Source organism: Collinsella sp. OM08-14AT, assembly GCF_003438115.1.
Taxonomy (GTDB): Bacteria; Actinomycetota; Coriobacteriia; order Coriobacteriales; family Coriobacteriaceae; genus Collinsella.
This window is the reverse complement of the sequence record NZ_QSTE01000005.1, coordinates 38,128-60,542: the sequence shown is the minus strand read 5'-3', so window position 1 is coordinate 60,542 and position 22,415 is coordinate 38,128. Positions and strand designations below refer to the sequence as shown.

Here is a 22,415-nt window from a genome sequence, read left to right as displayed (position 1 = left end):
TTCCTCGGAGCTGTTGATTCCCCCACGCGCCCCCTTCCGTTCTCTGTTCTCCCCTTATACTCCTTGTACGAGGAGGTAAGAAGTCATGGACAAGACCACACAGGACAGCTTGGCAAAGAAACCCGTCGACATGAGGGACAGGATTCTCGAGCATCTCGAGGCCCTCACCTCTGCCGTCTCGCTCGACGACCTTGCCCGTCTGTCCACCTCCGACATCGCCGAGACGCTCATCATCTCCAGGAGCCTGGCGAGCCAGTACCTCAACGACCTTGTTCGCGCCGGTCTTGTGGTTAAGGTGGCGGGCAGGCCTGTCCGTTATTTTCATCGCCGCGCGTTCCAGAAGCGTTTTCAGGTAAAGCTCTCTGCAAGCGAGTACGCCTCGCTCGCCGACCTCATCCAGGCGACGGGAATCGCCGATCACCGCGACTTCGCGCGTGCCGTGGGCTTCGACATGAGCCTCAGCTCCGTTGTCGAGCAGTGCAAGGCTGCGGTTCAGTACCCTCCGTTTGGCCTGCCCATCCTCTTGAGCGGCGGCGTGGGTGTCGGTAAGTCTTTCCTTTCTCGCCTTGTGTACGAGTACGGCAAGAACCAGGGCTTGCTGTCCCGCGACTCCTCCTATGTGCGCATCGACTGCGCCGGGGTCCCGGACGCCGCCTCGTTCAACGGGCTTCTTGACGAGTCGATCGCGAAAGCGCGCGGGGGTGTGGTCTTTGTCAACGGCATCGAGGCACTCTCTCCCTCTGCGATGGAGCACTGCCTTGCGACGGCCCTCGGGCTCGATGCCTCCCAGGATGCGCCGCGCGCTCGCCTCGTTCTTTCGACGACGCTTTCCGCCGATGACCTGAAGGTTTCCTCGGCCTACAGCAAAATGCCCATCTGTGCCCGCGTCCCCTCACTCAAGGAGCGGACCCCCGAGGAGCGCGAGGATCTCATCTTGAGCTTCCTGCGCAGCGAGGGGTGCCGAATCGGTTCTGATGTGAAGATCAGCCGCGGCGCATACCGTTGCCTCGTGAACGCGGACTTTTCCGATAACATCGCCGGCTTGCGCGCCTGCGTGACGAACTGCTGCGCCAAAGCGTTCCTCAATCGCGAGGGCGACTACGTCGTCGTTCGCCCGTATCTTCTTCCCAGCGGGCTCCTCTCCTCCGCGCAGATCGATCAACAGCCCGACGATGGCGTTCTGATCGACGCGTCTCTGGATGCCGCCGAGAGCACAGGGCCGGTCGAGCAGGCGCTCGATGCCCTGTGCTCCCTCGATGAGCGATTCTGCGCCGGGGAGCTCTCTGTCTCCGAGCTTGTCTCGCAAGCTGTCTCCGCTGTGCGCGGCGTTGAGGATCACTTGATCTTCGACCACGGCGTCGCCTCCTCGAGGTCGCGCGCCTTCGAGCGCGTCGTGGGCGCGGTCCTTGCCGACGCAGGCTCTTCTTATAGCATCGAGCTTTCGAGGAAGGTCGCTTTTCTACTGGCCCAGGAGATTTGCCTGCAGTTGTGGCCGGGTATCGGCCTGGCTAAGCGAAAGTCTGCCTGTGCGGAGCAAATCTCCCATCTCCTCGGTGCCGTGACCTCCGAATTGCCGTTTGCCTCGAGTGTCTCCGATCAGGTCGCCGCAGACGTGGAAGGGGCGCTGGGAATCTCGCTCGATCACTTCACGAAGACGCTTCTGACGCTGTGCGTCGCATCGGAGTCTCGCGATGCGAAGGCCCTTCGGACGCTCTGCGTCATCTTGTCCCACGGCTACTCAACGGCGACGAGCATCGCCGACGCGGCGAACCGTATGCTCGGCATGCATGTGTACGAGGCTGTCGACATGCCCTACGACCAGCAGCTGAAGGACATCGTCGGTCCGCTCCAGCGCCTCGTCGACCGCCATTCCTACTGCACCGGGGTCGTGTTCCTCGTCGACATGGGCTCCTTGGAGGAGGCCTATAAGGCCCTCGAGAACGTTACCGACTCCACTATCGGCGTGGTGAACAACGTCTCTACCGGTCTTGCGCTCGAGATCGGGGTCGGGCTGCTCGGCGGCAAGTCCATCGCCGAGGTTCTTGGCGATGCGACCGCCGCGTGCGTGACGCACTGCAAGGTGATCGAGCGCGTCAACCGTGAGGACGCCATCGTCTTCTGCTCCGAGTCCGGGGTCGACGCCGCGGAGAGGATACGCCAGCTCGTCTCGCAGAGCCTCCCGCGCACCATAGGCGCGCGCCTGCTCACGAGGCCCTTCAAGCAGCTCGTCGCGAACGGGTCGAACGACGCCGTTTTCTCCGAGCACCGCGTCTGCGCCGTCATCGGCACGGGAGACCCCGGGGTCGCCTCCGTCCCCTTCGTCGCCCTCGAGGACATCATGTCGACGGCGTCCGCCTCTAAGGTTGATGCCGTGTTCGGCAGGTGGCTTGACGCTTCCGAGCTCTCTTCTTTCCACGAGAAGCTGCTCTCGAACATGACGCTGCAGAACGTCATCCGCTCCATCACCATCCTCGACCCGGAGCGGCTATTCCATGAGATCGAGAGCGCCGTGCACGAGCTTCAGCGCAGGACAGGCGAGAAGATCGGCAGCAACGCCATCATTGGGCTCTACGTTCACCTATGCTGTCTCGTCGAGCGCCTTGTTACCAGAAACCCCATTGAGACCTACGTTGGCCAGGACCGCTTCGAGGAGGAACGCGCCGATTTCATCGAGTCCTTCAGGCAGAGCTTCTCGAGCATCTCGACGCGTTATCGCGTAGAGGTTCCCGTAAGCGAGATCGCATATGTCTTCGACTACATAAGCGTGAGCGCCGCCCCGGCGCGAGAAGAGCGCCTCGGCTCCTCGGACCTCCTGCTCGACGAGTGACCTTCCCCGCGCCGCCGCAAGCTGACCGCGCGTCCTCAATAATCCGATAACCCCTTGCCCGGCGCGAATCCGGATAGCGCCGAGGCAGTACCGAACGCAAAACTTCATTTGATAGGAGCAAACATGAGTGTTGTTATGGCACGAATCGACAATCGCCTGCTTCACGGCATCATCGTGACGCAGTGGGCCCCGGTGTCGGGCGCGACCCGAGTCATGGTCATCGACGACAATGTCGCCGGCGACGAGGTCCTGAAGTCCACCATGAGGATGGCGCGCCCCGCGGGCATGGCCGTTTCGATCATCTCCGAGCAGACCGCGCTCAAGAACTTCGCCGCGGGCAAGTACGACCGCGAGAAGGTCTTCGTCATCGCCAAGGAGCCCGAGACGATGCTTCGCCTGGTCGAGTCGGGCGTCGAGCTCCCGTCGCTGGTCGTCGGCGGCTCGCTCGTCAAGGAGGACGGCATCCAGCTCACCCAGCGCGCCTACGCCTCCGCCGAGAACGTCCAGAGCTACAAGGCGCTCATCGCCCGTGGCGTCAAGGTGACGGCCCAGTTCGTGCCCGCCGACAAGCCCGTCTCCGTCGCAGACCTCATCTAAGGGGGAAATATGGTCAACTTCACTATCCTGCAGGTCGTCCTTTTGACCCTGCTGGCCTTCATCAAGCACGTGGACTACTACGGCATCCCGATGATCTTCGTCAATTACGCCGTTTTCTGGGGCCTCATCACCGGAGTCGTCATGGGCGACTGGAAGACCGGCCTTGTCATCGGCGGCACCATTCAGCTCATGCAGCTCGGCGTCGCGGGCTTCGGCGGCTCCTCCATTCCCGACTACGGCACGATGGCCATCATCGCCACCGCCTACGGCGTGACCCTGGGCTCCGACACGGGCCTCGCCATCGGCCTGCCGGTCGGCATGCTCGGCATCCAGCTCGACGTCGTCGCCAAGATCCTCAACGGCTTTGTCGTCGAGAAGTCCCAGAAGTTCTGCAACGAGGGTAAGTTCAATCAGATGAACGCCATCCTGTGGGTCTGCCCCGCGCTCTTCGGCCTGTGCGCCGCCCTGCCCGTCTTTGTCTCCGTGACGCTCGGCCAGCCCGCCGTCAACTGGCTCCTCGAGGTCATGCCCCAGTGGTTCCTCTCCGGCCTCACCCTCGCCGGCAAGATGCTCCCGGCCGTCGGTATCGCCATGCTGCTCCGCTACATGCCAACCGCCAAGTACTTCCAGTACCTGCTCGCCGGCTTCTTCCTCTCGGCCTTCCTGAACGTGCCCATCATCGGCGCCGCCATCGTCGGCGTTGCCCTCGCGATTGCGTTCTACCAGCGTGCCGAGAGGGACACCGAGCTCGCCGCCCACGCTTCCGCAGACGCCTTCATCGGAGAGGATGAGTAACCATGGAAAACGAGAACATCACCGCCGTCGCTGAGGGCAAGCCCTCCGGCTACAAGGTCACCAAGAAGGACCTGCGCAACGCGAACTGGCGCTGGCTCATGAGCGTGTGCACCTTCAACTACCAGACCCAGCAGGGCGCCTCAGTCGCCTACGCCCTCTCGCCGGTCCTGAGGAAGATCTACACGAACGACGAGGACTATAAGCAAGCGCTCAACAACCACTTCCGCTACTACAACACCCAGCCTTGGCTCGCCGCCATCATCCTTGGCGCCTGCGTGGCCATGGAGGAGCGCGACGGCCTAGCGGCGGCGGACGCCGTCCAAGACCTGAAGATCGGCACCATGGGACCGCTCGCCGGCGTCGGCGACTCCCTGCTCATGACCATGATCCCGACCATCATGGGCTCCATCGCCGCCTACATGGCCATCGAGGGCAACCCCGTGGGAGCCGGCATCTGGTTCGCGCTCATCCTGGCCATCTTCTGGGTCCGCATGCACGCCCTCGAGTTCGGCTACAAGCAGGGCGTGAAGCTCGTCACCGACTTCAGCGAGAAGCTTCCCAACCTCACTGCCGCCGCCTCCGTGCTCGGCCTCACCGTGGTCGGCTGCCTCATCGCCTCGGTCATCGGCGTCACCTGCCCGATTAGCTTCAGCTTCGGTGACGTCGCGATGGAGATTCAGCCGCTGCTCGACAAGATCCTGCCTGCCATGATCCCCGCCGCCATCACGGGAAGCGCGTATTACCTTCTTACCAAGAAGAACGCGAGCATGACGGCCCTCATCCTTGTGGTGATCGTCCTCGCGATGGTCGCCTCCGCCGCCGGCATCCTCGCCTAGCTTCGACCCAAGAGATTGGTGAATCAATGAGAAAGATAGTTGTGGCGAGCCATTCCCTTCTCGCCCAGGGCTTCAAGGACACCCTCGAGTTCCTTACGGGTAAGGGCGACGCCGTCAACGCCGTGTGCGCCTACGTGAACGACAACGGCGAGGGGCTCGACGCGGCGGTCGAGGCGGCTCTTTCGGGCACTGACGAGGTCGTCGTCCTCACCGACGCGTACGGCGGCAGCGTGAACCAGCGCTTTTCCCGCTTCGCCTCCGACCGGATCCACGTGATCGCGGGTGTCAACCTCCCGCTCGCCATGACGGTCGCGCTCGCGCGCCCCGACGAGAAACTCGACTTCGACGCCATCGTCAACGAGGCGCGCCAGCAGATCATCTACGTGAACGGTGCCAGTTCCGCCGAGTGCGACGACGACGAATAGAGGAGGTCGACGATGAGAGAGTTCCTTAAGGACGTGTGGATGCACGGCGGTGAGGAAAGCCGCGCCATCACCCCCGAGAACATCACGGGCGAGAAGGGCCGCGCCGCCATGTCGGCCAGCCACCTCGGCGTCGGCCGCAAGGGCTCGTGCTGCGTGCCCCTTGAGTCCGGCGAGACCATCACGCTCGCGGACATCGAGGGCCCCGGCATCATCCGCCACATCTGGATGACCGTCCCCGACAAGACCGCCGCCGGCAGCTTCGTCATGCGTGACCTCGTGCTGCGCTTCTACTGGGACGACGAGGAGACCCCCTCGGTCGAGTGCCCTGTCGGCGACTTCTTCTGCAACGGCTTCGGTGAGCGCGCCATCGTCAACTCGATGCCCATCTGCGTGAACCCGACGGGCGGCATGAACTGCTACTTCGAGATGCCCTTCAGGAAGCACGCCAAGGTCACGCTTACGAGCGAGCACCCCGGGTTCATTAAGTACATCTTCTACACGTTCAACTACGCGCTCACCGACGTGCCGGACGACGCCATGTACTTCCACGCCCGCTTTAACCGCGAGCGCAGCACCCGCAGGGGCGTCGACTACACCGTGCTCGACGGCGTGCGCGGCAAGGGCTACTACGTCGGCACCTACATGGCCCTGTGCGCCCTGGAGCGCTATTGGTGGGGCGAGGGCGAGATGAAGTTCTTCCTCGACGGCGACGAGGAGTTCCCCACGGTCACCTCGACGGGAGCCGAGGACTACTTCGGCGGTGCCTGGGCCTTCCTCGACAGGCCGCCCCACGCGCTGCCCGAGGCGCAGTGCTTCAACACGCTGTTCGCCGGCTACCCGTACCGCTCGACGCGCGACGCCACGCGCGACCGCTTCAGCGCGGGCAAGCCGAACCCGAATCCGATGCTCGCGACTAACGACGACGCGCTGCCCAGGCACGGCCTCTACAGGTGGCACCTTCCCGACCCGATCTCGTTCAAGGAGGACCTGCGCGTGACGTTCCAGGACCTCGGCAACGACGACATCAAGCTCTACGAGCGCGAGGACGACATCTCCACCGTCGCCTACTGGTACCAAAGCGAGCCGCACGCCGTGCTCGCCCCGTTTGCCGCAAGGCAGGACCGCGTGCCCAGGTAGGGTCGCCTCGAAACAAGCCAACGTTATGGGCGCCCGCGGTTGACCATGACTGCGGGCGTCCCTTTGTAAGGAGGATCACATGAGCGAAAAGCAAATGAGGCTCGGCGCCCTCGAAGCCGGCGGGACCAAGATGGTCTGTGCCGTGGTGTCCGGCGACGGCGAGGTCCTCGACCGTATGGAGACCCCGACGCTTACGCCCGCCGAGACCGTCCCGCAGATGATCGAGTGGTTCACCGCCCGCGATGTGGACGCGTTGGGCATCGGCGCCTTCGGCCCGACCTGCGTCAACCCCAACGACGAGCGCTACGGCTCCATCCTCCAGACGCCCAAGCTCGCGTGGCGAGGCCATGGTCTTCGCGCCGCGTTCGCCGGCGCCCTCGGGATTCCGGTGGCCTACGACACGGACGTTAACGTTGCCTGCCTCGGCGAAGTGGTCTTCGGCTGCTGCAAGGGGCTCGAGGACGCCGTCTACGTGACCATCGGCACCGGCGTGGGCGCGGGCGTCATGTGCGCGGGCAGACTCCTTCACGGCATGCTGCACCCCGAGGCCGGTCACATGCTGGTAAGGACCCGTCCCACCGAGGAGGGACGCTGCGTCTGCCCGAGCCACGCGAGCTGTCTCGAGGGGCTCGCCTCCGGCCCCGCCATCGCCGCGCGCTGGGGAAAGCCCGCGGCCGAGCTCGCGGACAACGATGAGGTGTGGGCGCTCGAGGGGGATTATCTGGGGCAGATGTGTGCGAACCTCGTGCTCATGTACTCGCCTCGCCGCATCGTCCTCGGCGGCGGCGTGATGCACCAGGAGCAGCTCTACGGCATCGTCCGCAAGAAGACCCTCGAATATCTGGGTGGCTACATCCAGACCGCCGAGCTTAAGGACATGGAGAGCTACATCTGCGCCCCGGGCTGCGGCGGCGACCAAGGAATCCTCGGCGCGGCCGAGCTGGCAAGAAGGGCGCTCGCGTAACTTGCGCTCTCTCCGCCATACAACGCGTTAAGAAAAGACGAGCGCTTCTTGCCAATTGAGCGGCAAGAAGTGCTCGTCTTTTGCATTTGTTTTTGGGGCAGGACGCCCCGCCTCCGCTAGAGTCCCTGGACCGCCACACCCACGAGGTTTGGACCGGTGTGGACAAGAAGCGCGGGGCTGATGTCGGAGCGGACGACCTCCACCGCGTTGGCCACGCGCTCGCACAGGGCCTGCTCCATGCGGTCGTAGAGGTCAGCGTGGGCCGAGGTACGGCTCGCGGCAAAGCGCACCTTGGGGTGCTTCTCGACGATGGCGGCGATGAGCTTGACCTCGGTGCGATGCGGTGCTTGCACAGCCATTTCGTGTACGCGAGGCTGTTGGCTTTCTGGGCCACAGCAATCACCTCCCCCTAGTATGATGACCTGAACAATCCTCATGCTAGGGGGAAGGTTTTTGTCGCGTAGCGGAAATTGGCCTCCACCCGCTGAGCGGGTGGCTTTCTATGCCGCGCGGCACGGACTAAAGTCCATGAATAAAAACGAGGAAGGCCACGTCCGGCCTCCCTCGCAAAGAGTCTCTGATTGCTCCCACTCATTGGGGACAGACTTACATGAGTGATTGCACTCATTGGGGACAGACTTAAATGAGTGCTCTTGAAATGCCGGCGCCTTGGGACGTTCTTTTTCTGTCTGCAGTTTGGGACGTTCCTTTTCTGTCGGCAGTTTGGGACGGTCCTTAGAGCTGCAGCGCGCCATGAGCGACGAGGCGAAGCGGATCATCCTGTCTTTCGAGTTCTAAGCAGAATTCCCCGTCTCTGAGTAATGATTAGTGCGCATTTGTGCGTATTTGTGTGCGTAGGATTGCGTGGCTATGCGTGTATAAGCGTCGTCTGCGGCTGTATTTTGACCATTTGGCGGTTATATACGCAAAAGTACGCACATACGCGCTAATTTGTGCGAATATAGAGACGGCAGAAATGTTAGACGCTCCATGACCCAGGAGGCACATATGGTAGATCCCAAGCAGGTTCCACTCGACGCCGCGGTAGCCGCCAAAGCAGCATTCGCTTCGGTCCAGGACAAGCCGTTCCCCGAGGACATCTTTACGGCTCCCGAGCTCCGTTGGGCTGTGATCGGTTGCGGCGTTATTGCCAACCAGATGGCCCAATCTCTCGCTCTTGCCGGCCGCAAGCTTGCGGGTGTCGCCAACCGCACGCTGTCCAAGGCTCAAGCTTTTGCTGAGCAGTATGGCATCGAGAAGGTCTATGAAACGGTCGAGGACCTCTACGCCGATCCGGACATCGACGCCGTCTATATCACCACGCCGCACAACACGCATATTACCTATCTGCGTGCCGCGCTGGCCGCCGGCAAGCACGTGCTCTGCGAGAAGGCCATTACCCTCAACTCCGCCGAGCTCGACGAGGCCCGCGCCATCGCCGACGATCACAACGTGGTCCTTATGGACGCCACCACAGTGCTTCACATGCCGCTGTATCAGGAGCTGCGCCGTCGCATGGATGTAGGCGACTTTGGCCGTATGAATCTCGCCCAGCTCAACTTTGGCAGCTATAAGGAGTACGGCGACTTGACCAATCGCTTCTACAACCGCAACCTCGCCGGCGGCGCCATGCTCGACATCGGCGTCTATGCCCTTTCTGTCATGCGCCTGTTTATGGCCAGCCAGCCAACCGAAGTTGTTTCGCTCGGCAACACCTGCGAGACTGGTGTCGATGTTGCGGGCGGCATTGTCTGCCGTAACGCCGAGCAGCAGCTGGGCGTCGTGAGCCTTACGCTCCACTCCAAGCAGCCCAAGCGCTCGGTCATCAGCTTCGATAAGTGCTATATCGAGGTCAACGAGTATCCGCGCGCCGACCATGCGACCATCGTGTGGACTGCGGACGGTCATCGCGAGGAGGTCGTCGCGGGCACCGAGGCTTACGCACTATGCTACGAGATGGCTGACCTCGAGAAGGCCGTCGCCGGCGATGATTCCAAGCGTGAGCTTCTGGACTATGCTTCTGATGTTATGGAGCTGATGACCAAGCTCCGTGCCGATTGGGGAGTCGTCTACCCCGAGGAGGAGTAAGCGATGCTCGCGGAAGATAGACTCAATGCGATCGTCTCGATGGTGCAACAGGCTGGCTCAGTAACGGTGCCAGAGCTTGCCGATGCCCTGGGTGTGACGGCTTCTACCATTCGACGCGACCTGCAGACACTTGACCGAGCGCACCGCATCGCCAAGGTGCACGGCGGCGCGACAAGCCTTGAGCGCGCGCACGTGACGCGCGACCTAACGCTTAATGAGCGCAGCGATCTCCATAACGACGACAAGGAACGTATCTGCGCCCGTGCGGCGGCGCTGGTAGAGCCCGAGAGCTTTGTGTACATCGATTCGGGTTCGACGACGCTCAGGCTCATCGAGCATCTTCCGCATCTCGAAGGGGTCACCTATGTGACTGATTCCGTGCTCCATGCTCAGCATCTCGCTTTGCGCGGCATGCGTACCGTGGTGCTGGGCGGCGAGCTCAAACCCGAGACCGAGGCGCTCGTTGGCCCCGATGCCTTGGCAACCTTAGATCGCTACAACTTCAACTGTGGCTTTTGGGGCTCTAATGGCATCGCCGCCGAGCAGGGCTTCACGGCGCCCGATATCGAGGAGGCCCAAGTAAAGCGCATCTCGATGCGTCATACGGCCAAACGCTTCGTAATCTCGGACGCCAGCAAATTTGGCATGGTGGCGCCCGTCAAGTTTGCGGACTTCCGCGACGCAACGATTATTACCGCAGGCGAGGTCCCCGCCAAGTACCGGGCAATGGACAACGTCATCACGGTCTAACAGCAGGGGACGGGCTAAGGCCAAAACCACCACAAAGGTGCCTGTCCCCATTGTGGTGGTTAGTAACGAAAACCGAGTAGTTTTCTCAATAGAAAAGCGGCAACGTCCATCACGGGCGTCGCCGCTTTCGTTGCCTGCCGGTTTGTCTAAGTCTGTAACAACTGGACCGTAAAAAGTGGGCTAGGTGTTACAGATCGAGATACTTACGAACCGCGCCGTCCCTTTGTCTCAATCTGTAACATCTGGGACTGATTTTGCCGAGTTACTGTTACAGATTGAGATTATTCCCTTGAGGGGATTCGAATGTCTCGATCTGTAACAGATGGACCGCAAAATGGGCTTTAGCTGTTACAGATCGAGATGTTTGGGAATCCGGCAGAGCCATCGCGGCACAAAACCACCACAAAGGTGCCTGTCCCCTTTGTGGTGGTTTAGGGCTCCCAGGGGCAGGGGGCTTCGATGTGGATGTGCTCGCCGGTTACGGGATGCGTAAAGGACACGCTGTGGGCATGGAGCATCAGGCCGTAGGGACGCGGCGTTCCGTACAGGTCATCGCCCACCAGGGGATGGCGCTCGCTGGCCAGATGTACGCGGATCTGGTGCTTGCGGCCGGTGAGCAACTCGACATCGATATACGAGCGCGTGGGCAGGCCACGACGGCTCTTAAGACGTTTGAGCACCTTCACGCGCGTTTGAGACGGCTTGCCGCTGGCGCCGACGCGCATCTTGCGGCTGTCGTGACGGTCGCGGGCGATGGGCTTGTCGATGAGCTTTTCGTTCCAGTCGATCTTGCCCTCGGCGAGCGCCAGGTAGTGCTTTTCGAACGCGTGGTCGATGATCATCTGGTCAAAGGCGGGCTGCGTCTGCTTGTCGAGTGAGAACAGCACCACGCCGGTGGTGTCACGGTCCAAGCGGTTGAGCGGCTGCATATCGGTCGCGGCAAAGCCGTCGCCCATCGCCAGCAGCAGGTCGCTGGCGTAGTCGGTGAGCGTGCGCTCGCCGGTGCCGTCGCCGTGGACGATCATGCCGGCGGGCTTGTCGATGACCATGAGCCAGGCGTCGCAATAGAGGACTTGAGGTTCTTCGTTCACGTGTAAGCCTTTCGGTTAGCTAATTCCCACAAACATGCAGCCCGAGGTGGCGCCGCGCAGGCGGGCGGCCGGCTTGCGGCCGGCTTGAGCCGCCTCGACAGCGCGACGGACGCGTGCGACGGCGCGGCCCACCTCATCCGTCTCGAGCAGCGTGCCGTCCACCATAAGACGGCGCACGCCGGCGTCGAGCAGCTGTGGTACCTGCGGCGTAAGGTCGATGGGGTAGGCGTCGTACAAGCGAGAGCGGCCATGGATGTCGGTGCGCACGGGCATGACCTTGCCGTCGATATTCTTGAGCGAGAGCTTGCGGGCACGCAGGCGGCAGTTGGCGCAATCGTGGATGCAGCCGTTGGCAACCTGCAGAATGCAATGCTCGCTTGTCATGACGCGCGGGCGGCCAAAGACGGTGATGCCCAGCGCCGCGGGCGCGGCGGCGCCGAGCGAGACAATCTCGTCGAGCGTGATCTCGGGCGAGAGCCAAAACGCACCGGCTCCGCGCTCGGCAAGCGCTTCCATGCAGGGCGTGTTATGAACCGGCAGGCAAGAGCGAATCTCGGCCGTGGCGCCAACCTGGGCGGCCAGGGCAAGCTCAGAGATGTTGCCAATAGCGACCGTGGCACCGGCAACAACCCACGGGTCAACGCGGACGTGGTCAACGGCGCGGCAGACCTCATCGAGCACGGGTACGATGCCCTGCTCAAACGTATCGGCGGGGGAGAGCTTGGCCGCATCGAGCGCGTTGGTGGTCATGTAGATGCGCGTTGCGCCCTCCGCGCGGGCTGCCTCGGCAGCCTCGAGCGTGGTGACGGTGGCGCAGATCTGCGGCTCGTCGCGGTAGTGCGCGGGCGCGGGGCGGGAACCACTGGTTACAATCACCGGCAACTCGAGCGTTTTCGCGCGCTCCTCGTACGGCGCCAGAATGGCCTCCTCCAATGCCTTGCAGGCGGCGGCGCGCACCTTGTGCACGGCGGAGAAGCCCATACCGCAGCCGGCGTCGAGCGAAACGTCAAAGCTCGCTGCCTCAAAGGGCGAGGAGCCCATGCGGCCGACGTGCTCTACCAAATCGGACGCCTCGACCGCGCGGGTCTTGGCGGCCTCGACGGTAAAGCCCGTGGCCGTGGCCGTAAGCGATGGGGCGTCGCAGCAGGTGAGCGTCACGGTAAACGGTTCGCCCAGATGCGCCACAACGGTTACATCAACGGCGCGGCGGCGAAGCACGTCGCGCTTGAGCGCGGCGCCGGCGGCGTCGATGGCGCGCTGGCTGCGGATGACGCGCACGCGGCAGCCCTCGGGCATGCTGCGGGGCACGCGGCACTCGATGATGTCACCGACGGCGGCATCATCGGCAGCGATAGTGGTTAGGAACTGATCGAACTCATCATCGTGGCGAAGCTCCAGCAGGTCGCCCTTTTCCACGGGCTCAAACAGCTCAATGCGGGCGATGGCGGCGCGGCGACGGCGGTCGTCGGGCTTGAGGCCGCGCACATCTCGGTTGGCCGGGCGGCTGCCCAGCACCGTGCCCACGATCTGGCCGCGGTTGTTGGAACGCTCATAGCTCATCATCTCGTCGCCCGAGGTGCCGTCCTGATAGGCGTGCGTAAAGTCGCGGTTAAAGCAGCGCTTGAGCTGGCGCTGGCGGGCGGCTTTCTCGTCCTTGGCAACGGTGGTTCCGGCCAGCATGTCATCAATCTGATGACGATACACGTCGACGATGGAATACACGTAATCGGGCGCCTTCATGCGGCCCTCGAGCTTGAGCGACGCGGCGCCGGCGTCATACAGGCGGCGAACAAGTTGTGAAGTGTTGGTGTCACGCGGGCACAGCGCGCGCTCGCGACCGGCAGGGGAGAGCGAGCGGCCGTTCTCGTCGATCAGCTCGTAGGGCAGGCGACAGGGTTGAGCGCACATGCCGCGGTTGGCCGAGCGGCCCGCCATGGCAAAGCTCGAAAGCAGACACAGGCCAGAGTAGCAAAAGCAGATGGCGCCATGGCTAAAGACCTCAAGGTCCACATCGGGCGCGGCATCGTGAATGGCGGCAATCTCGTCGATGGAAAGCTCGCGCGAGAGGGTCACGCGGTCGGCGCCTTGCTCGCGGCACCAAAGGGTTCCGCGGTCGTCGTGGATGTTCGCCTGGGTCGAGATATGCGTCTCGATGCCGGGCATGGTGCGCTTGACCTCAAAGAACAGGCCCCAGTCCTGGATGATGAAGGCGTCGGCGCCCAGCGTGGAGCAGCGATGGATGAGCTGCAGCACATCGCTCATCTCGGATTCCTTGATGATGATGTTGACCGTGACGTAGACGCGCGAGCCGGCCAGATGCGCGGCGCGGCAGGCCTGCTCAAAGGCCTCGTCGGTAAAGTTGGTGGCCTTGCGGCGTGCGTTGAAGCTGCCCATGCCGCAGTAGATGGCGTCTGCCCCGGCGGCGAGTGCGGCGGCAAAGGGCTCGGGCCCTCCGGCGGGCGCCAAAAGCTCGGGTCTGCGGTTGGTGGTTCGACTGGCGGTTGCGGTCATATCCTGCCTTTCAAAATGCTCAGATACTCAAAAGTATAGTGGTGCCGTCGCGGCAGGCGATGCCCGTGCTCTAAGCGGGATAAAGTCTTCAGCAGCTTGGACTGGCTGCTCCACATGAGAACCGTTCAGCGGTCCGGGGAAACCGTTGGGCGATAAAATATTCTCGCAACGTGATAATAATCTTGCATCGCGCGGAAACCTTGAGTACTATCCCAATCAAGCGCGGTGTTCAGACCGAACTGTGCCTCCCGGTGTGAACGCCGCGCTCCCGTTCCCTTTTACTTGTAAGGAGAAAAACATGAGCAAGACCGTCGTGTCTTCCGATAACGCACCCGCAGCCATCGGCCCGTATTCCCCCGGTATCCAGACTGGCAACATGGTGTTTCTGTCCGGCCAGCTGGGCATCGATCCCGCGACCGGCAAGCTGCCCGAGGGTGTCGAGGCCCAGGCCAAGCAGTCCCTCGCCAACGTCGAGGCTCTGCTGACCGCTGCCGGCGCCACGTTTGCCGATGTCGTCAAGACCACGGTCTACCTGGCCGACATCGCCGACTTTGCCGCCGTGAACGAGATTTACGCCTCCAAGTTCGAGGCTCCGTTCCCCGCGCGCAGCGCTTTCCAGGTTGCCGCCCTTCCGGCTGGCGGTCTGGTCGAGATCGAGGTTGTCGCCGCTCTCTAAGGTGTTGGTAACAACTAAACATGACATGCAAAAAGACCCTGCAGCGCGTGCGAGCTGCAGGGTCTTTTGTCAAGCGATGCGACAAAAATGATCCGTTTCCCTTCGTCCCCAAGGGATCACGTTTAGCCCTCCTTGCGGACTTTTTGCAGGTAGCGGTACACGCTGGGCTCCGAGATGCCCAACGCGGTGGCAGCGCAGGCCACGGCGCCCTTGAGCATGAACACCCCGTTGCCGTTGAGGTGGCGAATGACGTCCACGCGGTCGCTCTGACCAAGCGACGCTACATCCAGCCCGCGCGCGCTCAGCAACTCGGCAATGCTGCGGTCGATGAGCTCCTGGGTGGACTCCGAAAGGCTTTCGACCTCGATAGGGGCGGGCTCCGTGCGCGTCGGCGCTGCGTCGAAGCACGCCATGAGCTGCTGCGCCATGGCGTTGATGGAGCGTACGGTCGAGAGGTCGGTGTTGACGCAGAGCATACCGACGATCTCGTCATTCTCGCGGATAAAGTACGTCGCTGACTCCAACGTCTTGCCGCCGGCACCGCGCCCCTCGTAGCCCGTAATAAACGGCAGGTCGCGATACTTGGCGTCGTGCATGATCTTGAGCGCCAGATCGGTGGCGGGACCGCCGACCTTGCGGCCGCTCACGATGCCGTTGCGAATATCGACGATGGCGTGGTCGGGATCCGAGAAATCGTGCAGCACGATTTCGCTGTTTTTGCCGAGTATCTGCTCCAGAAAATCGACCATCGGCAAAAAGCGACGTACGGTCTCGTTCACGGGCAACTCCTTTGGGTGAAATCGGAAATGTTCATAACAATTTTTTCTCATGGTAACACGCTGCCCATCATCTCGTATATCCGCAGGTACATTGCGTAATACAGACGAACGGTAGGTATTTGGCGGTAAACGGTTGACCAAAAGAAAAGTTAGATGCTATTTTGACCAGACACTTTCCTGACCTGCGGAAATGCATTATCTCAGCTGAAGAATAGTCTGATAACAAAAAATTATTATTGAGAATGAGAATCATCTTTAATACGATATGCAACGAAGGCACAACCTCAACCCCGCACTGCGTCACAATAGAGCGTTAGATGCGAAAACAACTATTTCGAGGATTGGTGGTCAAATGACCCAGGAGACGGTTACGAACGGCACTGAAGCCCTGTTCACTCGCGAAGGCATGCCTCCCGTTAAGGAAATGATCCCGTGTGCCCTTCAGCACGTACTGGCATCGTTTGCCGGCATCATTACCCCGGCGGTCATCATGGCCGGCGTCTACGGCTTTAATAGCCAGCAGAGCACCGACATCATCCAGGTCGCGCTCATTCTTTCGGCGATCGATACGGCCCTTCAGGCCTTCGCTCCCTTCCGTCGCATCGGCGGCGGCCTGCCCATCGTCATGGGCGTTTCGTTCGCGTTCCTGCCGGCCCTGCAGGCCATGGGTGCCTCGGGCTTTAGCTTTGGTGCGCTGCTGGGCGGCGAGATCGTCGGCGGCGCCGTCGCGGTCCTCTTTGGTCTGGCCTACAGCAAGATCAAGTGGCTGTTCCCGCCCGTCGTGACCGGTACGGTCATCTTCTCCATCGGCGTTTCGCTGTATCCCACGGCCGTCAAGTATATGGCCGGCGGTATGGGTACGCCGCTGTGGGGCACTCCGCAGGCCTGGTGCGTCGCTCTTATCACCTTCGCCGTGGTCTTTGCGCTCGCCAACTTTGGCAAGGGCACGCTCAAGCTGGGATCCGTGTTCTTTGGCATGATCGTTGGCATGATCGTTTCGATCCCCTTTGGCATGATCGACTTCTCCAGCGTCGCCACCGCTCAGGTCTTCGCCCTTCCCAAGCTCATGCCCTACGCGCTCGAGTTTGATCCCGAAGTCTGCATTACCCTCGCCGTCGTGTTCCCCATGGTCGCCATCCAGGTTATCGGTGACGTCTCCGCCGCTTGCCTGGGCTCCATCGACCGTATGCCTACCGAGCGCGAGCTCTCCGGCGCTATCGTGTCCCAGGGCCTCACCTCTATGGTCGGCGGCCTGCTGGGCGGTCTTCCCACCAGCGCCCTTGGCCAGAACGTGGGCATCATCTGCTCCAACAAGGTCGTCAACAAGTGGGTCTTTGTGATCATCGCGGCCGTCTTTGCCATCGCCGGTCTGTTCCCGCAGCTCTCTGCCGTCCTTTCCGCTATCCCGCAGCCCGTTATCGGCGGCGCGACCGTCGGCGTCTTTGGCACCATCACCATGAACGGCGTGCGCATGTTCACCCGCGAGGGCCTCACGCAGCGCACTACCACCATCGTCGGCACCTCCGTCGTCTTTGGCCTGGGTATCTGGATGGCCAGCGGTTGCCTTGCCGGCGAGGGTATGCCCGCCTGGGTGTCCACCGTCATCGGTTCCAATGCCGTAACCCCCACCGCCATCATGGCCATTGTCCTTAACCTGATCCTTCCGCAGACGCCGGTCGTGGCTCAACACATCGATGCTGCCAAGGACGCTGCCGTGGATCTGGTCTTGCCCGAGAGCAAGAAGTAACCAATTCGGTGCTATTCGTCGGCGGGCGCATCGCCTCGTCCGCCGACGCCATGCGGCGCCAAGCCGCACTTCAAAGGGTTTGTCCCTTTGGTGAAGCGTTGACGGGAGAGGGCCCGTTTCCGGTGTAGGCCGGCGCTTCGCACTCCGCCATGTCAGAGGTGTCAAACCCCGCCTCTGATGTTGAAGGGAGCATCCATGCTTCTGGTCGCTAACGGTTCCGTTTTTACCCGCAACGCTCAGACCCCGTTTATTCCAAACGTTGCGGTCGCCATTGACGGAGATACGATCGTCGAAGTGGGCCCCGAGTGCGAGCTCAAGGCCAAGTACCCGGATGCCGAGTACGTCGACGCCCAGGGCAACCTCATCATGCCCGGACTCATCAACTGCCACACCCACATCTACTCGGGTCTGGCCCGCGGCCTTGCCATTAAGGGCTGCAACCCCACCAACTTCCTGGAGAATCTTGAGCAGCAGTGGTGGAAGATCGATGACAACCTGACGCTCGACGGCACCAAGGCCAGCGCCTATGCCACGATTTTGGACTCCATCCGCGATGGCGTCACCACGATCTTCGATCACCATGCGAGCTTCTGCGAGATCCCGGGAAGCCTCTTTACCATTAAGGATGCAGCTCAGGAGCTGGGCATGCGTTCGTGCCTGTGCTACGAGGTCTCCGACCGCCGCGGTCAGGAAAAATGCGACCAGGCAATTGCCGAGAACGCCGAGTTTGCCCAGTGGGCCGCCAAGGAGCGTCGCGATAACGACAACCACATGATTGCCGCCATGTTTGGCGGTCACGCCACCTTTACGCTGTCGGACGAGACCATGGATAAGATGGCCGAGGCCAACAACGGCCTGACCGGCTTCCACATCCATGTGTGCGAGGGCATGAATGACGTGTGGGACTCCCGCCTCAACCGCGGTGGCATCAGCCCCGTCGAGCGCCTGCTGCAGCACAATCTGCTGGGTCCCGACACCATGCTCGGCCACTGCATCCACGTGACGCCCGCCGAGATGGATATCGTCAAGGAGTCCGGTACCTGGCTCGTCAACAACCCCGAATCCAATATGGGCAACGCCGTGGGCTGCGCCCCCGTGCTCGAGTTCTTCCGCCGCGGCATCCCCGTGTGCATGGGCACCGACGCCTACACCCACGATATGCTCGAGAGCCTTAAGGTCTTCCTGATCATTCAGCGACACAACGCCGCCATGCCCAACGTGGGCTGGTGCGAGGCCATGACCATGCTGTTCGAGAACAACGCCAAGATGGCGAGCAAGTACTTCGATCGCAAGCTCGGCGTGCTCGAGGCCGGCGCTGCCGCCGATGTCATCGTCATGGACTACAAGCCCTTTACGCCGCTGAGCGAGGAGAATATCGACGGCCACATGCTCTTTGGCATGATGGGCAAAAACTGCCGCACCACCATCATCAACGGCCGCGTCCTGTACAAGGATCGCGAGTTCGTTGGCATTGATGAGGACAAGATCAACGCGTGGACCATGGCCGAGTCCAAGAAGCTCTGGAGCACGCTCAACGATCGAACCTACTAATTCACAAGTAGATTCGCGCGCGTCGGATGTTTCGCCGCATCCGACGCGCGCATAGGCGGCCTCCGCGGGGTCGCCGGCGCTGTGCTAGCGCTACACCGTATTTGCGCCCGCCGCGCGGTCTCGCCGGGCGTTACAGAGAGGAGCTCACTATGAGCGACATCATGAGGCCGATCCCGTTTTCGCAGCTGATGAACTGGATCATCGAGGAGCACAAGACCCAGGACGCCATCTTTGGCGTGCGTAAGATGGTCACGACCAACCAGGAGGGTGCGCTTCCCATTTTTGACGAGCGCATCGAGACTCCGTTTGGCCCGGCTGCCGGTCCCAATACGCAGCTGGCCCAGAACATCGTGGCCTCTTATGTGGCCGGTTCTCGCTTCTTTGAGCTCAAGACCGTCCAGGTTATGGACGGCGAGGAGCTCTCCAAGTGCGTCAACAAGCCCTGCATCGTGGCTCAGGACGAGTGCTACAACTGCGAATGGTCGACCGAGCTCGAGGTTCCGCAGGCCTTTGCCGAGTATGTGAAGGCATGGTTTGCCTGCCACCTGATCGCTCGCGAGTACGGTCTGGGCAGCCCGGACGGCTTTGTCTTCAACATGTCGGTGGGCTATGACCTGGAGGGCATTAAGAGCCCCAAGGTCGACGCCTACATCGAGGGCATGAAGGATGCCAGCGGCTCCGACGTCTGGAACGAGTGCCGTGCCTGGGCGCTTGCCAACCTGGACAAGTTTGAGCATGTCGACGCTGCGTTTGTCGAGTCCATCCCGGCGCGCGTCTCCAACTCCATCACCGAGTCTACCATGCACGGCTGCCCGCCGGCGGAGATCGAGCGCATCGCGACCTACCTCATCACCGAGAAGGGCCTCAACACCTACATCAAGTGCAACCCCACGCTGCTGGGCTATGAGTTTGCACGTCAGCGCCTCAACGAGCTGGGCTTTGACTATATCGTCTTTGATGACACGCACTTCCGCGAGGATCTGCAGTGGGCCGATGCCGTGCCCATGTTCGAGCGCCTGATTGTCCTGTGCGCCGAGCGCGGTCTGGAGTTCGGCGTCAAGCTGACCAACACGTTTCCCGTCGACGTGACCAGGAACGAGCTGCCTTCCACCGAGATGTACATGTCCGGCCGTTCGCTGTTCTCGCTGACCATCGAGGCCGCCCGCCGCATTACCGAGCAGTTCGATGGCAAGCTGCGCATCAGCTACTCCGGCGGTGCCACGGTCTACAACATCCGTGCCCTGTATGACGCCGGCATTTGGCCCGTCACCCTGGCGACTGACGTGCTCAAGCCCGGTGGTTACGAGCGCTTTAGCCAGATGGCCGGCGAGTTTACCGACCTGGACGGCAAGCCGTTTGAGGGCGTCTCGCTCGAGGCCGTGACCGCGATCCAGACCGACTCGCTCACCAACCCGCTCTACAAGAAGCCGCTGCGCCCGCTGCCCGATCGCAAGGTCGCCGGCAAGAGCCCGCTTTCCGACTGCTTTACCACGCCGTGCCGTACGAGCTGCCCCATCCAGCAGGATATTCCCGCCTACCTGGCGGCTGTTGACGAAGGTCGCTTCGAGGACGCGCTCAACATCATCATCGAGCGCAACGCCCTGCCGTTCATTACCGGCACCATCTGCCCGCATCCCTGCGGCCGTGCCTGCGAGCGTGCGTTTTACGAGCCCGAGGGCGCCCAGATTCGCGCCAGCAAGCTCAAGGCCGCCCGCGAGGCCATGGCCGCCGTGCTGCCCAAGCTGCGCGCCCAGGCCATCGCCAACGACGGCGAGCGCAACGTTGCCGTTATCGGCGGCGGCCCGGCCGGCCTGGCGACGGCGTTCTTCCTGACACGTGCCGGCGTGCCCGTCACCATCTTTGAGGCCCGCGATTCGCTCGGCGGCGTGGTCCGTCACGTCATCCCCGAGTTCCGTATCGCCAGCGACGATATCTCCCACGATGCCGAGCTCTGCCTGGCCTTTGGTGCCAAGGTGCAGCTCAACGCCCGCGTGGAATCCATCGACGAGCTCAAGGCCCAGGGCTTTACCGACGTGGTCGTGGCCACCGGTGCCTGGATGCCCGGCTCTGCGGGCCTGGGCGAGGGCGCCGAGCTCGACGTGCTGGAGTTCCTCGAGGCCGCCAAGAAGGGCGAGAAACTTGAGCTGGGCGAGGATGTCGTGGTCATCGGCGCCGGCAACACCGCCATGGACGCGGCTCGCGTGGCCAAGCGCCTGGCCGGCGTGAAGAACGTGCGCCTGGTGTATCGCCGCACCAAGAAGCAGATGCCCGCTGACGAGGAAGAGCTCGATCTTGCTCTTGCCGACGGTGTTGAGTTCTGCGAGCTGCTGGCCCCCAAGGCGCTTAACGGCGCCGTGCTGACCTGCGACGTTATGGAGCTTGGCGAGCCGGATGCAAGCGGCCGTCGCAGCCCCGTCGCCACGGGCGAGACCGTCGAGCTTTCCGCCACCACGGTGATCTGCGCCGTGGGCGAGGGCATCGATGCCAGCCTGTACGATGCCGCGGGCGTCGAGCACGACCGTCGCGGCCGCCTTGCCGCCACCTCCACCGGCGTCGAGGGCGTTTGGGCTGCCGGTGACTGCCGTCGCGGTCCGGCCACCGTGGTCGAGGCTATCGCCGACGCCGCCGAGGTCGCCCGTGCCATCGCCGGCGTGGACTTTAACAAGTACGTCGACTGCAACGAGCAGGCCGGCCGCGAGGACACCTGCTACGAGCGCAAGGGGTCGCTGTGCCGTGACAAGCGCAACTGCACCAAGACCCGCTGCCTGGGCTGCGGCTCGGTGTGCGAGGTCTGCTGCGACGTGTGCCCCAACCGCGCCAACGTGGCAATTAAGGTGCCGGGCCTGGCCAAGCATCAGGTCGTCCATGTCGACGGCATGTGCAACGAGTGCGGCAACTGCGCCGTGTTCTGCCCCTACCAGGAGGGTCGTCCCTACAAGGACAAGCTCACCCTGTTCTGGAGCGATCAGGACATGGAGAACTCCGAGAACGAGGGCTTCCTGGCCGTGGACGAGGACCACTTTAAGGTTCGCATCGCCGGCACGGTTCGCACCGTCTCGGTCGATGCCGTCAACACCGGTCTGCCCGAGGCCGTCCGCCTGACCATCAAGGCCGTGCGCGACAGCTATCCGTATCTCCTTAAGAAATAGGCGAGTCTCTTATGGCCAAATCCATTCAACATAACGTGGCCTACGTTGCCTGCGGAAGCGGCTGTGCCTCCGCAGGCGGCGACGCCCGCTGCAGCGAAGGCTGCATTGGCTGTGGCGCCTGCGTCACGGCCTGCCCCCACGGCGCCATTGCGCTGGTCGATGGCATCGCCCGCGTTGATCGCTCCAAGTGCACGGGCTGTGGCCTGTGCGGCATGGCGTGCCCGCAGCGCGTGATTGCCTTCGTTCCCGGCTACCAGAACATTCTGGTGCGCTGCAACAACACCGATAAGGGCGCCATTGCGCGCAAGATCTGCGACACGAGCTGCATCGGTTGCGGTATGTGCGCCAAAAAGTGCCCTGCCGGCGCTATCCGCATCGAGGACAACTGCGCCCATATCGACGGCGCGGACTGCCTGTCGTGCGGCATGTGCGCCGTCATCTGCCCGCATGGCGCCATTCACGACCGCACCGGCATCGCCGCCGGCGTGTAGA

Annotated in this window: 18 protein-coding genes; 14 read left to right on the top strand and 4 right to left on the bottom strand. The window is 62.5% G+C overall.

Features of this window, described 5'->3' with window-relative positions:
• The first annotated feature begins 85 nt into the window (after positions 1-85).
• The 7 genes from DXC18_RS04290 to DXC18_RS04260 all read left to right on the top strand — a co-directional run bounded on the left by DXC18_RS04290 (position 86) and on the right by DXC18_RS04260 (position 7,581).
• Positions 86-2,827, top strand: coding sequence for a PRD domain-containing protein (locus DXC18_RS04290; RefSeq protein ID WP_117716429.1), 2,742 nt, complete (start codon positions 86-88; stop codon positions 2,825-2,827).
• 123 nt (positions 2,828-2,950) lie between these two features.
• A complete protein-coding gene (locus DXC18_RS04285) occupies positions 2,951-3,424 on the top strand; it encodes a PTS sugar transporter subunit IIB (protein WP_117716428.1) in 474 nt (157 codons plus the stop codon).
• A 9-nt stretch (positions 3,425-3,433) separates the two neighbouring features.
• Positions 3,434-4,219, top strand: coding sequence for a PTS sugar transporter subunit IIC (locus DXC18_RS04280; protein ID WP_089572477.1), 786 nt, complete (start codon positions 3,434-3,436; stop codon positions 4,217-4,219).
• 2 nt (positions 4,220-4,221) lie between these two features.
• Positions 4,222-5,055 (top strand): PTS system mannose/fructose/sorbose family transporter subunit IID, encoded by an 834-nt coding sequence (locus tag DXC18_RS04275; protein ID WP_089572476.1) that lies wholly within the window; start codon positions 4,222-4,224, stop codon positions 5,053-5,055.
• A gap of 26 nt (positions 5,056-5,081) precedes the next feature.
• Positions 5,082-5,480 (top strand): PTS sugar transporter subunit IIA, encoded by a 399-nt coding sequence (locus DXC18_RS04270; RefSeq protein WP_117716427.1) that lies wholly within the window; start codon positions 5,082-5,084, stop codon positions 5,478-5,480.
• A gap of 12 nt (positions 5,481-5,492) precedes the next feature.
• Entirely contained in the window at positions 5,493-6,617 is a 1,125-nt protein-coding gene (locus DXC18_RS04265; protein WP_172676343.1) for a glycoside hydrolase family 172 protein, read from the top strand.
• Between the two features lie 79 nt (positions 6,618-6,696).
• Positions 6,697-7,581: an ROK family protein gene (locus DXC18_RS04260; protein ID WP_199412196.1), complete on the top strand. Its 885-nt coding sequence runs from the start codon at positions 6,697-6,699 to the stop codon at positions 7,579-7,581.
• Between the two features lie 116 nt (positions 7,582-7,697).
• On the opposite strand, the gene DXC18_RS04255 is transcribed toward DXC18_RS04260, so the two are convergent.
• Positions 7,698-7,940, bottom strand: a complete 243-nt coding sequence (locus DXC18_RS04255; protein ID WP_117639601.1) for a hypothetical protein — start codon at positions 7,938-7,940, stop codon at positions 7,698-7,700.
• A 649-nt stretch (positions 7,941-8,589) separates the two neighbouring features.
• On the opposite strand from DXC18_RS04255, the gene DXC18_RS04250 reads away from it, so the two are divergent.
• Positions 8,590-9,669: a Gfo/Idh/MocA family protein gene (locus DXC18_RS04250; RefSeq protein WP_117716426.1), complete on the top strand. Its 1,080-nt coding sequence runs from the start codon at positions 8,590-8,592 to the stop codon at positions 9,667-9,669.
• A gap of 3 nt (positions 9,670-9,672) precedes the next feature.
• Positions 9,673-10,419: a DeoR/GlpR family DNA-binding transcription regulator gene (locus tag DXC18_RS04245; RefSeq protein WP_117639605.1), complete on the top strand. Its 747-nt coding sequence runs from the start codon at positions 9,673-9,675 to the stop codon at positions 10,417-10,419.
• Positions 10,420-10,850: 431 nt separating this feature from the next.
• Here DXC18_RS04245 and DXC18_RS04240 read toward each other — a convergent pair whose 3' ends face one another.
• Together DXC18_RS04240 and DXC18_RS04235 are read right to left on the bottom strand one after the other, a co-directional pair.
• Entirely contained in the window at positions 10,851-11,510 is a 660-nt protein-coding gene (locus DXC18_RS04240) for an RluA family pseudouridine synthase (RefSeq protein WP_233509001.1), read from the bottom strand.
• A 15-nt stretch (positions 11,511-11,525) separates the two neighbouring features.
• Positions 11,526-14,021, bottom strand: coding sequence for a U32 family peptidase (locus DXC18_RS04235; RefSeq protein ID WP_117716425.1), 2,496 nt, complete (start codon positions 14,019-14,021; stop codon positions 11,526-11,528).
• A gap of 298 nt (positions 14,022-14,319) precedes the next feature.
• Here DXC18_RS04235 and DXC18_RS04230 point away from each other — a divergent pair, with 298 nt between their 5' ends.
• Complete coding sequence (locus DXC18_RS04230; RefSeq protein ID WP_089572469.1) at positions 14,320-14,697, top strand: RidA family protein; 378 nt, start codon at positions 14,320-14,322, stop codon at positions 14,695-14,697.
• A gap of 122 nt (positions 14,698-14,819) precedes the next feature.
• On the opposite strand, the gene DXC18_RS04225 is transcribed toward DXC18_RS04230, so the two are convergent.
• Positions 14,820-15,476: a transcriptional regulator gene (locus DXC18_RS04225; protein ID WP_233509000.1), complete on the bottom strand. Its 657-nt coding sequence runs from the start codon at positions 15,474-15,476 to the stop codon at positions 14,820-14,822.
• A gap of 352 nt (positions 15,477-15,828) precedes the next feature.
• Here DXC18_RS04225 and DXC18_RS04220 point away from each other — a divergent pair, with 352 nt between their 5' ends.
• The 4 genes from DXC18_RS04220 to DXC18_RS04205 all read left to right on the top strand — a co-directional run bounded on the left by DXC18_RS04220 (position 15,829) and on the right by DXC18_RS04205 (position 22,414).
• Entirely contained in the window at positions 15,829-17,223 is a 1,395-nt protein-coding gene (locus tag DXC18_RS04220) for a uracil-xanthine permease family protein (protein WP_055285183.1), read from the top strand.
• A 195-nt stretch (positions 17,224-17,418) separates the two neighbouring features.
• Complete coding sequence (gene ssnA / locus DXC18_RS04215; protein ID WP_117716424.1) at positions 17,419-18,774, top strand: putative aminohydrolase SsnA; 1,356 nt, start codon at positions 17,419-17,421, stop codon at positions 18,772-18,774.
• Positions 18,775-18,923: 149 nt separating this feature from the next.
• Entirely contained in the window at positions 18,924-21,923 is a 3,000-nt protein-coding gene (gene ygfK, locus DXC18_RS04210; RefSeq protein ID WP_117716423.1) for a putative selenate reductase subunit YgfK, read from the top strand.
• An 11-nt stretch (positions 21,924-21,934) separates the two neighbouring features.
• Positions 21,935-22,414, top strand: coding sequence for a 4Fe-4S binding protein (locus tag DXC18_RS04205; RefSeq protein WP_117716422.1), 480 nt, complete (start codon positions 21,935-21,937; stop codon positions 22,412-22,414).
• The last annotated feature ends 1 nt before the right edge of the window (position 22,415 follow it).

What these genes read in the sequence shown, in the direction of transcription:
- DXC18_RS04270 (WP_117716427.1), top strand. Translation starts at nt 5,082, where the DNA reads ATGAGAAAGATAGTTGTGGCGAGCCATTCCCTTCTCGCCCAGGGCTTC.
- DXC18_RS04260 (WP_199412196.1), top strand. Translation starts at nt 6,697, where the DNA reads ATGAGCGAAAAGCAAATGAGGCTCGGCGCCCTCGAAGCCGGCGGGACC.
- DXC18_RS04230 (WP_089572469.1), top strand. Translation starts at nt 14,320, where the DNA reads ATGAGCAAGACCGTCGTGTCTTCCGATAACGCACCCGCAGCCATCGGC.
- ssnA (WP_117716424.1), top strand. Translation starts at nt 17,419, where the DNA reads ATGCTTCTGGTCGCTAACGGTTCCGTTTTTACCCGCAACGCTCAGACC.
- DXC18_RS04275 (WP_089572476.1), top strand. Translation starts at nt 4,222, where the DNA reads ATGGAAAACGAGAACATCACCGCCGTCGCTGAGGGCAAGCCCTCCGGC.
- DXC18_RS04250 (WP_117716426.1), top strand. Translation starts at nt 8,590, where the DNA reads ATGGTAGATCCCAAGCAGGTTCCACTCGACGCCGCGGTAGCCGCCAAA.
- DXC18_RS04220 (WP_055285183.1), top strand. Translation starts at nt 15,829, where the DNA reads ATGACCCAGGAGACGGTTACGAACGGCACTGAAGCCCTGTTCACTCGC.
- DXC18_RS04285 (WP_117716428.1), top strand. Translation starts at nt 2,951, where the DNA reads ATGAGTGTTGTTATGGCACGAATCGACAATCGCCTGCTTCACGGCATC.
- DXC18_RS04205 (WP_117716422.1), top strand. Translation starts at nt 21,935, where the DNA reads ATGGCCAAATCCATTCAACATAACGTGGCCTACGTTGCCTGCGGAAGC.
- DXC18_RS04255 (WP_117639601.1), bottom strand. Translation starts at nt 7,940, where the DNA reads ATGGCTGTGCAAGCACCGCATCGCACCGAGGTCAAGCTCATCGCCGCC.
- ygfK (WP_117716423.1), top strand. Translation starts at nt 18,924, where the DNA reads ATGAGCGACATCATGAGGCCGATCCCGTTTTCGCAGCTGATGAACTGG.
- DXC18_RS04290 (WP_117716429.1), top strand. Translation starts at nt 86, where the DNA reads ATGGACAAGACCACACAGGACAGCTTGGCAAAGAAACCCGTCGACATG.
- DXC18_RS04265 (WP_172676343.1), top strand. Translation starts at nt 5,493, where the DNA reads ATGAGAGAGTTCCTTAAGGACGTGTGGATGCACGGCGGTGAGGAAAGC.
- DXC18_RS04280 (WP_089572477.1), top strand. Translation starts at nt 3,434, where the DNA reads ATGGTCAACTTCACTATCCTGCAGGTCGTCCTTTTGACCCTGCTGGCC.
- DXC18_RS04235 (WP_117716425.1), bottom strand. Translation starts at nt 14,021, where the DNA reads ATGACCGCAACCGCCAGTCGAACCACCAACCGCAGACCCGAGCTTTTG.
- DXC18_RS04245 (WP_117639605.1), top strand. Translation starts at nt 9,673, where the DNA reads ATGCTCGCGGAAGATAGACTCAATGCGATCGTCTCGATGGTGCAACAG.